This is a genomic window from Pseudomonas sp. TH41, from assembly GCF_016650695.1.
Classification (GTDB): Bacteria; Pseudomonadota; Gammaproteobacteria; order Pseudomonadales; family Pseudomonadaceae; genus Aquipseudomonas.
On record NZ_JAEKFH010000001.1, the window covers coordinates 1 to 12279 of the forward strand.

Below are 12279 nucleotides of genomic sequence, written 5' to 3' on the forward strand. Positions count from 1 at the left end.
TGGAATCATATATTTTTAATTTCAAAAAAACTTCAAGGCCTTTTTTGGTAAGCCAATAAGCGGGTCATCTCAAGAAAACCTAGCCGAAGGGAGGCGAAGTGGTATCGTTCCTGATTTTTGTAGAATGTTCATAAAAGTTCCTGGCAAATTCACAGCATTTTAATTTACTCATTCGGGTATCTCGGATGTACTAGCATCTCGGTAGAGCATTGGTACTCGCCATGAACGCTGACACTGCAAAACTAGTAGGGTTTTAGACAGCTCGCAAGAATTTATAAAAGTTTCAGAAGTTACTTACAGAAACTGAAATACGACTCCCAAATCAGTGAAGTACTTATCCTAAAAGTTTGTAAACCTTTTCCTACAGGCTATCCATTGCTTTCCACCATTAAGAAAACAACGGTCCATGAAAGGCCTGGCAGGTATGAAACGGAGCTCCGCCCCTGTAGCAGTTGCCGAAAGGGTCTTAAAACCGATCGATGCGGTGCAGCTATTTATGGGGATCGGCGTGGCGCTGTTCTTCATGCCGACCCTGAGTATTTTGATGTCTGATTTACCACCGAGCCAGATCGCCGACGGCGCAGGCCTGGCAACGTTCCTGCGGACGTTGGGCGGTAGTTTTGCGGCGTCGCTGACGACGTGGATCTGGATTCGTCGGGCGGATCAACATCATGCGTATTTGAGTGAAAGCATCACCACCTTTGACCCGGCGCCCCGGGATGCCTTGAACACCCTGGGCGGAGCGGGGAATCCGGCGTATGCCCAGCTGGATCATGTGCTGACCAGCCAGGCGTACATGCTCTCCACCGTGGATTACTTCACGTTGCTGGGGTGGGGGTTTATGGGGCTGATACTGATTGTATGGCTGGCGAAACCGCCGTTTGCGGCGAAGGCCGGGCCGGAAGCGGCCGGTCACTAAACACAGCCCCTGTAGGAGCGAGCTTGCTCGCGATGGTGGGTCAGCTACATTGAGTCGCCTGACACACCATCGCGAGCAAGCTCGCTCCTACAGGGTTTGGTGTTGGGTAGTCAGTTAGCGGGTGCTGCCAACTGCGGTGGCGGGGCGAAATCAAAAGGCGCCAACGCAAACCCTTGCTCGTCCACCTGCAACGCCCATCCTTGACGATCCCAATCCCCCAACACAATGCGCCTGGCCGCTTGTTCGCCGATCTGCAACTTGTGAATGGCCGGGCGATGGGTGTGCCCATGAATCAACGTTTTCACGCCATAGACCTGCATGATCCGTGGCACTTCGTCCGGCGTGACATCAACAATGTCATTGGCCTTCATCTGCGTCTGCGCACGGCTTTCGCTGCGTAGCTTGCGCGCCAGTTTATGGCGAGTGCGCAAGGGCAGGTGGCGCAGGATGAACAGGGTGATCGGGTTGCGCAGGTAACGACGCAGCTTCATATAGGCTTCGTCGCGGGTGCAGAGGCTGTCACCGTGCATCAATAGCACCGGCTCACCGTTGAACTGCACGACACTCGGGTCCTTCAGCAGCGTGCAGCCGGCCTGCTTGCAGAAGGCCTGGCCCAGCATGAAGTCGCGATTACCGTGCATCAGAAAAATGGCCGTGCCGCTGTCGCTAAGTTCGCGCAGGGCCTGGCAGATGGAGCGCTGAAAGGGCGTCATGGCGTCGTCGCCAATCCACACCTCGAAAAAGTCGCCCAAAATGTACAACGCACTCGCCGAGCGGGCGCGTCCGGCGAGCAAATCCAGAAACGCCCGGGTGATGTCCGGGCGCTCCTCTTCCAGATGCAAGTCTGAAATCAGCAGTATCACTCAATGATCTCGGCTTTCTCGATGATCACGTCTTCTGCTGGAACGTCCTGGTGGCCGGATTTCATGGTGGTGGAAACACCTTTGATCTTGTCGACCACGTCGGTGCCTTCAACCACTTTAGCGAACACGGCGTAGCCCCAGCCCTGAGTGGTCTTGCCGCTGTGGTTCAGGAAGCTGTTATCAGCCACGTTGATGAAGAACTGGGCGGAAGCCGAATGCGGCTCCATGGTGCGCGCCATGGCCACGCTGTACTTCACGTTCGGCAGACCGTTGTCGGCTTCGTTCTGGATGCTTGGGCGCTTGTCTTTCTTTTCTTTCATGCCAGGCTCGAAACCGCCGCCCTGGATCATGAAGTTACCGATGACGCGGTGGAAAACGGTGTTTTCGTAGTGACCGGCTTTGACGTACTCGATGAAGTTGGCAACGGTCAGCGGTGCCTTTTCAGCGTTCAGTTCCAGGACGATGTCGCCATGGTTGGTGGTCAGTTTGACTTGGGTCATGATCGGGGACTCTCTTTAGGAGATGCGTTTTCTAGGAATTCGTGGGTTTCGGGGCGTTACGGCCCCCAACCGGTCTGGCCAGCAATGGCCAAGATGCGCAGTTTAGCGCGACAGGCGCGAATTTCGAGGCTGTTTTTCATTTGCATCCGATTAAATGCAGCCGTTTTCGGGCCTGCTCTGTCAGCGACTTGACGGCATCGGCTATGATAGCGCCTTTGTTTTGTCAGGCCCGTCTCCCGGCCGCGCACTTGTACGTTCAAGGATCCTATGAGCAAGCCCACTGTCGACCCTACCTCGAATTCCAAGACCGGCCCTGCTGTGCCGGTCAATTTCCTGCGCCCGATCATCCAGGCGGACCTGGACTCGGGTAAGCACACGCAGATCGTCACCCGTTTCCCGCCTGAGCCCAACGGCTACCTGCACATCGGTCACGCCAAGTCGATTTGCGTGAACTTCGGCCTGGCCCAGGAATTTGGCGGAGTCACCCACCTGCGTTTCGACGACACCAACCCGGCCAAGGAAGAGCAGGAATACATCGACGCGATCGAAAGCGACATCAAGTGGCTGGGCTTCGAATGGTCCGGTGAAGTGCGCTACGCCTCGCAGTATTTCGACCAGTTGCACGACTGGGCCGTCGAGCTGATCAAGGCCGGCAAGGCCTACGTCGATGACCTGAGCCCGGAGCAAGCCAAGGAATACCGTGGCACCCTGACGGAACCCGGCAAGAACAGCCCGTTCCGTGACCGCAGCGTCGAAGAGAACCTGGACTGGTTCGCCCGCATGAAGGCCGGTGAATTCCAGGACGGCGCACGCGTGCTGCGGGCCAAGATCGACATGGCCTCGCCGAACATGAACCTGCGCGACCCGATCATGTATCGGATCCGTCATGCTCACCACCACCAGACCGGTGACAAGTGGTGCATCTACCCGAACTATGACTTCACCCACGGTCAGTCGGACGCCATCGAAGGCATCACCCATTCGATCTGCACCCTGGAATTCGAAAGCCACCGTCCGCTGTACGAGTGGTTCCTCGAAAACCTGCCCGTGCCGGCGCAACCGCGTCAGTACGAGTTCAGCCGTCTGAACCTGAACTACACCATCACCAGCAAGCGCAAACTCAAGCAGCTAGTGGACGAGAAACACGTCAATGGCTGGGACGATCCGCGCATGTCTACGCTGTCGGGCTTCCGCCGCCGTGGCTACACGCCGAAATCGATCCGCAACTTCTGCGACATGGTCGGCACCAACCGTTCCGACGGCGTGGTCGACTTCGGCATGCTCGAATTCAGCATCCGTGACGACCTCGATCACAGCGCCCCGCGTGCCATGTGCGTGCTGCGTCCGCTGAAAGTCGTGATCACCAACTACCCGGAAGGCCAGGTCGAGAACCTCGAACTGGCGTGCCACCCGAAAGAAGACATGGGCGTGCGCGTTCTGCCGTTCGCCCGTGAGATCTACATCGACCGTGAAGACTTCATGGAAGAGCCGCCAAAAGGCTACAAGCGCCTGGAGCCGAACGGTGAAGTGCGTCTGCGCGGCAGCTACGTGATCCGTGCCGACGAAGCGATCAAGGACGCCGATGGCAACATCGTCGAGCTGCGTTGCTCCTATGACCCGGAAACCCTGGGCAAGAACCCTGAAGGCCGTAAGGTCAAAGGCGTGGTGCACTGGGTGCCGGCGGCTGCCAGCGTCGAGTGTGAAGTGCGTCTGTACGATCGTCTGTTCCGTTCGCCGAACCCGGAGAAGGCTGAAGACAGCGCCGGGTTCCTGGACAACATCAACCCTGACTCGCTGCAAGTCCTCACCGGTTGTCGTGCCGAGCCTTCGCTGGGCAATGCACAGCCGGAAGACCGTTTCCAGTTTGAGCGCGAAGGTTACTTCTGCGCGGATATCAAGGACTCGAAACCGGGCGCTCCGGTATTCAACCGTACCGTGACCCTGCGTGATTCGTGGGGCCAGTGATTTAGCGTCAAGGAACTAACGTGCTTACGATCTACAACACGCTCACCAAGAGCAAAGAAGTTTTCAAGCCTCTGGATGGCAACAAGGTGCGCATGTACGTCTGCGGGATGACCGTGTACGACTACTGCCACCTCGGCCACGGCCGCAGCATGGTCGCGTTCGACCTGGTGACCCGCTGGTTGCGGTTCAGCGGTTACGACCTGACCTACGTGCGCAACATCACCGACATTGACGACAAGATCATCAATCGGGCCAACGAGAACGGCGAGTCGTTCGAAGCGCTGACCGAGCGCATGATCGCGGCGATGCACGAAGACGAAGCGCGCCTGAATATCAAGAAGCCGGACATGGAACCGCGCGCCACCGGCCATATTCCCGGCATGCACGCGATGATCCAGACCCTGATCGACAAGGGTTACGCCTACGCGCCGGGCAATGGCGACGTGTACTACCGCGTCGCCAAGTTCATGGGCTACGGCAAGCTGTCGCGCAAGAAAATCGAAGACCTGCGCATCGGCGCGCGGATCGAAGTCGACGAGTCCAAGCAGGACCCGCTGGACTTCGTGCTGTGGAAAGGCGCCAAGCCAGGCGAGCCGAGCTGGGCGTCGCCGTGGGGCGACGGACGGCCGGGCTGGCACATCGAGTGCTCGGTGATGTCGACCTGCTGCCTCGGTGAGACCTTCGACATTCATGGCGGCGGCAGCGACCTTGAGTTCCCGCACCACGAAAACGAAATCGCCCAGAGCGAAGCGGCCACCGGCAAGACCTACGCCAACGCGTGGATGCATTGCGGCATGATTCGCATCAATGGCGAGAAGATGTCCAAGTCCTTGAACAACTTCTTCACCATTCGCGACGTGCTGGAAAAGTACCACCCGGAAGTCGTGCGTTACCTGCTGGTGTCGAGCCACTACCGCAGCGCGATCAACTATTCGGAAGACAACCTCAAGGACGCCAAGGGCGCACTCGAGCGTTTCTACCACGCGCTCAAAGGCCTGCCGAACGTGGCACCGGCCGGTGGCGAAGCCTTTGTCGAGCGTTTCACCCAGGTGATGAACGACGACTTCGGCACGCCGGAAGCGTGCGCGGTGCTGTTCGAGATGGTTCGCGAGATCAACCGCCTGCGCGAGAGCGATCTCGACGCGGCGGCGGGACTGGCGGCGCGCTTGAAGGAACTGGCCAGCCTGCTGGGTGTGTTGCAGCTTGAAGCCGATGACTTCCTGCAGGCCGGCGCTGAAGGGCGTGTCGATGCCGCTGAGGTTGATGCGCTGATTCAGGCGCGTCTGGCGGCTCGTGCGGCTAAAGACTGGGCAGAATCGGACCGCATCCGCGACCAGCTCACCGCCATGGGCGTGGTGCTGGAAGACGGCAAGGGCGGTACGACCTGGCGTCTGGCTGACTGATTGCTGCGTTTGCTACGCCTTTTACAAAAACAGAAACCTGCCTTGTGCGGGTTTTTGTTTTTTAAGATCAAAAGATCGCAGCCTTCGGCAGCTCCTACAGAGGGTACGCCGAACCAATGTAGGAGCTGCCGAAGGCTGCGATCTTTTGATCTTGGGCCATTAATCCTCAGCCTGGCGCAATCGCTTGTAAAGGGTATTGCGACTAACCCCAAGTCGCCGAGCAAGGTGCGAAATATTCCCCCCGGCCGCCTGCAACTGCCGATTCAATGCCTCGGCATCATTCAAATCCATCGCCAGCGTGTCCGGCGAATCCACCGGTTCCATCTCCAGGTCCACAAAAAAATCATCCGGCAAATGCTCCGGCCGCACTGGTTGTTCCTCAGCCATCGCCAGCGCCACCTGCATCACGCTGCTGACCTGGCGCAAATTCCCCGGCCACGGATGACGGCTGAACAACTCCATGACTTCCCGGCTCAATCCGGCCCATTGGCTCGGTTCACGGTGCTGTTCCCACAAGCGCTTGAACAACGCCTGTTTGTCACTGCGTTCTCGCAACGGCGGCAACTCAAGTGTCAAACCGCCGATCCGGTAATAAAGGTCCTCGCGAAACCGCCCGAGTTGGACCTGCTCACGCAAGGAGCGGTTGGTCGCCGAGATAATGCGAATGTCCACCGGGAACAGCTCGCTGCTACCCACGGGTTGCACACACCGCTCCTGCAACACCCTCAATAGTCGAGCCTGGGTCGGCAGCGGCATATCACCGATTTCATCGAGGAACAGCGTGCCCTTGTCAGCCTTGCGAATCAGCCCGATGCTGCCTTTCTGATTCGCGCCAGTGAACGCGCCTTTCTCGTAGCCGAACAGTTCGGACTCCACCAGTTCGGCGGGGATCGCCGCACAGTTGACGGCAATGAACGGTTGTTTACTCCGAGAGCTCGCCTGGTGCAGCGCTTTGACGAAGACCTCCTTGCCGACCCCGGTTTCACCGTGAATCAACAGCGGAATGTCTTTTTCCAGCAGTCGCTCGGCCTGACGCACGGCTTTTTCCACGCGACTGTCGCCGAAGTGCAGCGTGGTGAGGCTGATAGCGGCGGGCGCGGTCACGGCGGGGTCGGCGCCCTTGGGTTCAGCACTCTTTGTTTCTGAGAACAGCCGCGCCTGAATCGGTGCCTGTTTCGGTCGTTTCAACAGGCACTGGAACCGGTTGCGTCCAGAGGCTTGCAAGGCGAACGGCAAGCCATCGGGCTGGTTCAGCAACTCCATCAGGGACACCTTGAACAGGCTCTCGATGTTCACCCGCGACAGGCTGATGCCCAACAAATTGTCGGCCCGGCGATTGGCGGACAGCACCTGACCGGTTTCATCGAAGATCAACAACCCGGCCCACTGGCTGTCGAGGTTGTTCAGCCCGGTGTTGAAGGTCAGTTGAAAGTGTTGGCCATGGAACAGGTTGAGGATCAGCCGGTTTTCCACGGTCTGGCTCATCATCTTGACCATGCCGAGGGTGTGGGACGGCGGCAGGTAGCTGTCGCTGGACACGTCCAGTACCGCGATCATCTTGCGCTCGGCGTCGAAAATCGGCGCGGCGGAACCGGTCATGAAGCGGTTGGCCTTGAGAAAATGTTCATCGTGTTCAATGTGCACTGCTTGCTCGCAGGCCAGTGCGGTGCCGATCGCATTGGTGCCGCTGCAACACTCCATCCAGCTGGCGCCGGCGCTGAAACCGCGAGTCAGGCTCGGCTCAATAAAGCGCTGGGTGCCCCATGACGTCAGCACCTGGCCCTGATTGTCGGCGAGCATGATCAGGCAATTGGAATTGCTGAGGATGTTTTCGTAATACGGCAGGACTTCCTGGTGCGTGGTCTGCACCAGTGAATGCTGGCTCTCCAACAAGTGGGCGATGCCCGCGGCCGGCAGCTGATCGAACGCCGGGGCGCTTTGATGATTGAGGCCGAACGCGCGGCAGCGTGACCAGGAGTCCTGGATGATCGCGTCGTGGGAGAGCGGCGAGGCAGGTGCGGCCATGGCAGTCGATCTCTAAGCAAGCTTTTATTGTTTTTATAGGTACACACGACCCCCTGTAGGAGCTGCCGAAGGCTGCGATCTTTTGATCTTGATTTCGAAATCGTCACGGGCGCCAAGATCAAAAGATCGCAGCCTTCGGCAGCTCCTACAGTGACCGCGGTGCACACGGTTTGCGGGGCCAGGCAAAAGCATCCGTAGAGTGTTGTTCACTATTGTTCATTGTCAACCAGCGAATTGTTCAGTTGTTCAGTCGTGGTTGTTCATTTCTGTTCAGCAACGAAAGTGATTTTTCCTGCGTTTCGAAGATTTTTAAGCAAGATCAATGGCTTGAAGTTTTTGGCACGAAAGTCGCTCTGTAGCTCCGGTCGCTTGATTCCAAAAATAAAAAAGGCCGAGCCATGTCACTCACCCTGGAGCACGTCAGCCGCACCGTCGAGGGCCAGACCTGGATCGACGATGCGTGCCTGAGTTTCGAACCCGGATCCTTTAACGTCTTGCTCGGGCGCACGCTGTCCGGCAAAACCAGCCTCATGCGCCTGATGGCCGGTCTGGACAAGCCCGACAGCGGCCGCATCCTGATGAACGGCGTCGACGTCACCCGACGCCCGGTGCGGTTGCGCAACGTGTCGATGGTGTATCAGCAGTTCATCAACTACCCGACCATGACCGTTTTCGAAAACATCGCCTCGCCATTGCGCCAGGGCGGTGTTTCCAACGAGCAGATCCAGAGCAAAGTGCTGGAAACCGCGAAGATGCTGCGCATCGAGAAATTCCTGCAGCGCCATCCCCTCGAACTTTCCGGTGGCCAGCAACAGCGCACGGCCATGGCCCGGGCGCTGGTCAAGGACGCCGAGCTGATCCTGTTCGATGAGCCGCTGGTCAACCTCGACTACAAACTGCGTGAAGAACTGCGCCAGGAAATGCGCGAGCTGTTCAAGGCGCGCCACACCATTGCTATTTACGCCACCACCGAACCTAACGAAGCCCTCGCACTGGGCGGTTCCACGACCATTCTTCACGAAGGCCGGGTGATCCAGAGCGGCAAGTCTTCCGAGGTTTACCACCAGCCACAAACCGTGTTGGCCGCAGAGCTGTTTTCCGAGCCGCCGATCAACCTGATGCCGGGGCGGATTGCCGGTAATGAAGTCAGTTTCGCCAATTTCGTGCACTTTCCGTTGAACGTTGATTTGCGCCCGGTGGGCGAGGGCGAGTTCCGCTTCGGCGTGCGGCCAAGCCATATTTCACTGGTGCCGAGCAATGACGATGACCTCGAACTGGCGGTGACCGTCGAGGTGGCGGAAATCAGTGGTTCGGAGACCTTCCTGCATGTGCGCAACGAGCATTTCCTGTTGGTGCTGCACTTGCCTGGTGTGCACGAATACGACGTCGATGCGCCGATTCGCATCTATATCCCGACCCATAAACTGTTTGTGTTCGATACGCAGGGGCGGCTGGTTCAGGCACCCGGTCGTCGTATCGCGAGGGTTGCCTGATGGCCGAAATCCGTTTACAGAACCTCGCCCACAGTTACACCCGTACGCCAACCGGCCCCGAGGATTACGCGATACGCGAGATGGACCACGTCTGGGAACAGGGCGGGGCCTATGCCTTGCTCGGGCCATCGGGTTGCGGCAAGTCGACGTTGCTCAACATCATTTCCGGGCTGCTCAGTCCGTCTCAGGGGCAGGTGCTGTTCGACAGCAAAGTGGTCAACGACCTGACCCCGGAGAAGCGCAATATCGCTCAGGTTTTCCAGTTCCCGGTGGTCTACGACACCATGACGGTGTTCGACAACCTGGCCTTTCCGCTACGCAATCAGGGCATGGCCGAGGCGAAAGTCCACAGCAAGGTGCAGGAAATTGCCGAGGTCCTCGACCTCCAGGCGCTGCTGAGCAAGAAGGCGCGCAATCTCACCGCCGACGAAAAGCAGAAAGTCTCCATGGGCCGCGGGCTGGTGCGCGATGACGTGTCGGCGATCCTCTTCGACGAGCCGCTGACGGTGATCGACCCGCACCTGAAGTGGAAGCTGCGGCGCAAGCTCAAGCAGATCCATGAGCAATTCAACATCACCATGGTCTACGTCACCCACGATCAGCTGGAGGCCTCGACCTTTGCTGACAAGATTGCGGTGATGTATGGCGGGCAGATCGTGCAATTCGGCACCCCACGTGAGTTGTTCGAGCGGCCGAGCCATACCTTTGTCGGTTATTTCATCGGCAGTCCGGGGATGAACCTGATCGAGGTGCAACCACAACCGGGCGGCGTCGGTTTCGCGTCGACTCATTTGCCATTGTCTGACGCGCAACAGGTACGCATTGCCGAGTCCGAGTGGAAAACCCTGAAGGTCGGGATTCGTCCGGAGTTCGTGCACGTCTGGGAAGAGCCTTTTGATGACGCGATGCAGGCACAGGTCGTACACGTCGAAGACCTCGGCACCTACAAGATCATGACTCTGAACCTCGATGGCGTGCCGTTGAAGGTGCGCCTCGCCGAAGACAAGCCTGTGCCCGAAGGCATCGCCTACATCAGTTTCCCGGCGCAATGGTTGATGGTGTACGCCGATGATTATTGGCTGCCAGCGCTAACCCGGAATGAGGTTCAGCCATGAACAAGGTGCAGAACAACAAGGCCTGGTGGTTGGTCCTGCCAGTGTTTTTGCTGGTGGCGTTCAGTGCGGTGGTCCCGATGATGACCGTGGTCAACTACTCGGTGCAGGACATCTTCGACCAGTCCAGCCGCTACTTTGTCGGGGCCGACTGGTACCGACAGGTGTTGCTTGATCCTCGCTTGCACGACTCGCTGCTGCGGCAATTTATCTACTCTGGCTGTGTGTTGCTGATCGAAATACCGTTGGGCATTGCCATCGCCCTGACCATGCCGACCAAGGGCCGCTGGTCATCGCTGGTGCTGATTATCCTGGCGATTCCGCTGCTGATTCCGTGGAACGTGGTGGGCACCATTTGGCAAATCTTCGGCCGCGCCGATATCGGCCTGCTCGGGTCGAGCCTCAAGGCGATGGGCATCAGCTACAACTACGCGGCCAACACCATGGACGCCTGGGTCACGGTGCTGGTGATGGACGTCTGGCACTGGACGTCGTTGGTGGCGCTGTTGTGCTTCTCCGGTCTGCGGGCGATTCCGGACGTGTACTACCAGGCCGCGCGGATTGATCGGGCATCGGCCTGGGCCGTTTTCCGACACATCCAGTTGCCCAAGCTCAAGAGCGTGCTGCTGATCGCGGTGATGTTGCGGTTTATGGACAGTTTCATGATCTACACCGAACCCTTCGTGCTGACGGGTGGCGGTCCGGGGAATGCGACGACTTTCCTGAGTCAGACCCTGACACAAATGGCGATCGGGCAGTTCGACCTCGGTCCTGCGGCGGCTTTCTCGCTGGTGTACTTCCTGATCATCCTGTTGGTGTCCTGGCTGTTCTACACCGCCATGACTCACTCTGACGCCAACCGCTGAGGTCTGCCCATGAGTAAGAGAAAGCTGGTTCCGCTGCTGATCTACATCCTGTTCCTGCTGGTGCCGATCTACTGGCTGCTGAACATGTCCTTCAAGAGCAATACCGAAATCCTCAGTGGCCTGACCCTGTTTCCGCAGAACTTTACCTTCGGCAACTACAAGGTGATTTTCACTGACCCGGCCTGGTACACCGGTTATCTCAACTCACTGTATTACGTGAGCCTGAATACAGTGATCTCCCTGAGCGTGGCGTTGCCGGCGGCCTACGCGTTCTCGCGTTACCGCTTCCTGGGCGACAAGCATCTGTTCTTCTGGCTGTTGACCAACCGCATGGCACCGCCGGCGGTGTTTCTGCTGCCGTTCTTCCAGCTGTATTCCTCGATTGGCTTGTTTGACACGCACATCGCCGTGGCCTTAGCCCACTGTTTGTTTAATGTGCCGTTGGCGGTGTGGATTCTTGAGGGGTTCATGTCTGGTGTTCCCAAGGAAATCGACGAAACGGCCTACATCGACGGCTACAGTTTTCCCAAGTTCTTCGTGAAGATTTTCGTTCCGCTGATTGGTTCAGGGATCGGTGTGACGGCGTTTTTCTGCTTCATGTTCTCCTGGGTCGAACTGCTGCTGGCGCGAACCCTGACGTCGGTCAACGCCAAGCCGATTGCAGCGGTCATGACGCGTACGGTCTCGGCTTCCGGCATCGATTGGGGCGTGCTGGCGGCGGCGGGGGTGTTGACCATCCTGCCGGGCATGCTGGTGATCTGGTTTGTCCGTAACCACGTGGCCAAGGGCTTTGCCCTCGGCCGGGTATGAGGAACTGATGATGGAATGGATGAGTTGGACCACCCCCACCGCCGCGTTCTTCATCGTCATTGGCATGATCCTGGTCGGCATGACGACCTGGGAGTTGCGTTCGCCGAGCATCCTCCGGCGTGGTTTGTTGCCTATTGCCACCACCCGTGGCGATCGGCTGTTTATCGGTCTTCTCGGCAGCGCCTACCTGCATTTGCTGGTCATTGGCGTCACCGACTGGAGCATCTGGGTGGCGTCCGCGTTGTCCCTGGTGTGGCTGTTGGCTGTGATGCGTTGGGGCTAGTCGAATCGCTCGGCAATGTTGCTCCGAAATCTAAACAGGA

General features: G+C 58.2%; 10 protein-coding genes and 1 pseudogene. 8 read left to right on the forward strand and 3 right to left on the reverse strand.

Annotated features, from left to right (window positions below; translation table 11 throughout):
* Positions 1-475 precede the first annotated feature (475 nt).
* Positions 476-919 (forward strand): annotated as a pseudogene (locus tag JFU37_RS00005) (MFS transporter); the annotation flags it as partial.
* A 110-nt stretch (positions 920-1029) separates the two neighbouring features.
* Here JFU37_RS00005 and lpxH read toward each other — a convergent pair.
* Both lpxH and JFU37_RS00015 read right to left on the reverse strand, forming a co-directional pair.
* Positions 1030-1782 (reverse strand): UDP-2,3-diacylglucosamine diphosphatase, encoded by a 753-nt coding sequence (gene lpxH / locus JFU37_RS00010; protein WP_201111632.1) that lies wholly within the window; start codon positions 1780-1782, stop codon positions 1030-1032.
* Positions 1779-2282, reverse strand: a complete 504-nt coding sequence (locus JFU37_RS00015; RefSeq protein WP_201111634.1) for a peptidylprolyl isomerase — start codon at positions 2280-2282, stop codon at positions 1779-1781. Before JFU37_RS00015 ends, lpxH begins: the two co-directional genes overlap by 4 nt.
* A 267-nt stretch (positions 2283-2549) precedes the next feature.
* On the opposite strand from JFU37_RS00015, the gene JFU37_RS00020 reads away from it, so the two are divergent.
* Positions 2550-4247, forward strand: coding sequence for a glutamine--tRNA ligase/YqeY domain fusion protein (locus JFU37_RS00020; protein WP_201111636.1), 1698 nt, complete (start codon positions 2550-2552; stop codon positions 4245-4247).
* A gap of 20 nt (positions 4248-4267) precedes the next feature.
* Complete coding sequence (cysS, locus tag JFU37_RS00025; protein WP_201111638.1) at positions 4268-5650, forward strand: cysteine--tRNA ligase; 1383 nt, start codon at positions 4268-4270, stop codon at positions 5648-5650.
* Between the two features lie 159 nt (positions 5651-5809).
* Here cysS and JFU37_RS00030 read toward each other — a convergent pair whose 3' ends face one another.
* Positions 5810-7675, reverse strand: coding sequence for a sigma-54-dependent Fis family transcriptional regulator (locus tag JFU37_RS00030; RefSeq protein WP_201111640.1), 1866 nt, complete (start codon positions 7673-7675; stop codon positions 5810-5812).
* A gap of 398 nt (positions 7676-8073) precedes the next feature.
* Between JFU37_RS00030 and JFU37_RS00035 the strand changes: the two genes are divergently transcribed.
* The 5 genes from JFU37_RS00035 to JFU37_RS00055 are packed head-to-tail and all read left to right on the forward strand — an operon-like array spanning position 8074 to position 12239.
* Complete coding sequence (locus JFU37_RS00035; protein ID WP_201111643.1) at positions 8074-9168, forward strand: ABC transporter ATP-binding protein; 1095 nt, start codon at positions 8074-8076, stop codon at positions 9166-9168.
* Entirely contained in the window at positions 9168-10283 is a 1116-nt protein-coding gene (locus JFU37_RS00040) for an ABC transporter ATP-binding protein (RefSeq protein ID WP_201111645.1), read from the forward strand. The genes JFU37_RS00035 and JFU37_RS00040 overlap by 1 nt, the downstream gene beginning before the upstream one ends.
* Complete coding sequence (locus JFU37_RS00045) at positions 10280-11146, forward strand: carbohydrate ABC transporter permease (RefSeq protein ID WP_201111647.1); 867 nt, start codon at positions 10280-10282, stop codon at positions 11144-11146. The genes JFU37_RS00040 and JFU37_RS00045 overlap by 4 nt, the downstream gene beginning before the upstream one ends.
* A 9-nt stretch (positions 11147-11155) precedes the next feature.
* Positions 11156-11956, forward strand: coding sequence for a carbohydrate ABC transporter permease (locus JFU37_RS00050; protein WP_201111649.1), 801 nt, complete (start codon positions 11156-11158; stop codon positions 11954-11956).
* Between the two features lie 10 nt (positions 11957-11966).
* Positions 11967-12239 carry a DUF2160 domain-containing protein gene (locus JFU37_RS00055; protein WP_201111651.1) on the forward strand — a complete coding sequence of 91 codons (273 nt, stop codon included), beginning with the start codon at positions 11967-11969 and terminating at the stop codon, positions 12237-12239.
* Positions 12240-12279: the final 40 nt, after the last annotated feature.

Bases quoted from the DNA above. Each gene is read 5' to 3' on its own strand.
- JFU37_RS00015 (WP_201111634.1), bottom strand. From the start codon at position 2,282: ATGACCCAAGTCAAACTGACCACCAACCATGGCGACATCGTCCTGGAA.
- JFU37_RS00020 (WP_201111636.1), top strand. From the start codon at position 2,550: ATGAGCAAGCCCACTGTCGACCCTACCTCGAATTCCAAGACCGGCCCT.
- JFU37_RS00030 (WP_201111640.1), bottom strand. From the start codon at position 7,675: ATGGCCGCACCTGCCTCGCCGCTCTCCCACGACGCGATCATCCAGGAC.
- JFU37_RS00035 (WP_201111643.1), top strand. From the start codon at position 8,074: ATGTCACTCACCCTGGAGCACGTCAGCCGCACCGTCGAGGGCCAGACC.
- JFU37_RS00040 (WP_201111645.1), top strand. From the start codon at position 9,168: ATGGCCGAAATCCGTTTACAGAACCTCGCCCACAGTTACACCCGTACG.
- JFU37_RS00045 (WP_201111647.1), top strand. From the start codon at position 10,280: ATGAACAAGGTGCAGAACAACAAGGCCTGGTGGTTGGTCCTGCCAGTG.
- JFU37_RS00050 (WP_201111649.1), top strand. From the start codon at position 11,156: ATGAGTAAGAGAAAGCTGGTTCCGCTGCTGATCTACATCCTGTTCCTG.
- JFU37_RS00055 (WP_201111651.1), top strand. From the start codon at position 11,967: ATGGAATGGATGAGTTGGACCACCCCCACCGCCGCGTTCTTCATCGTC.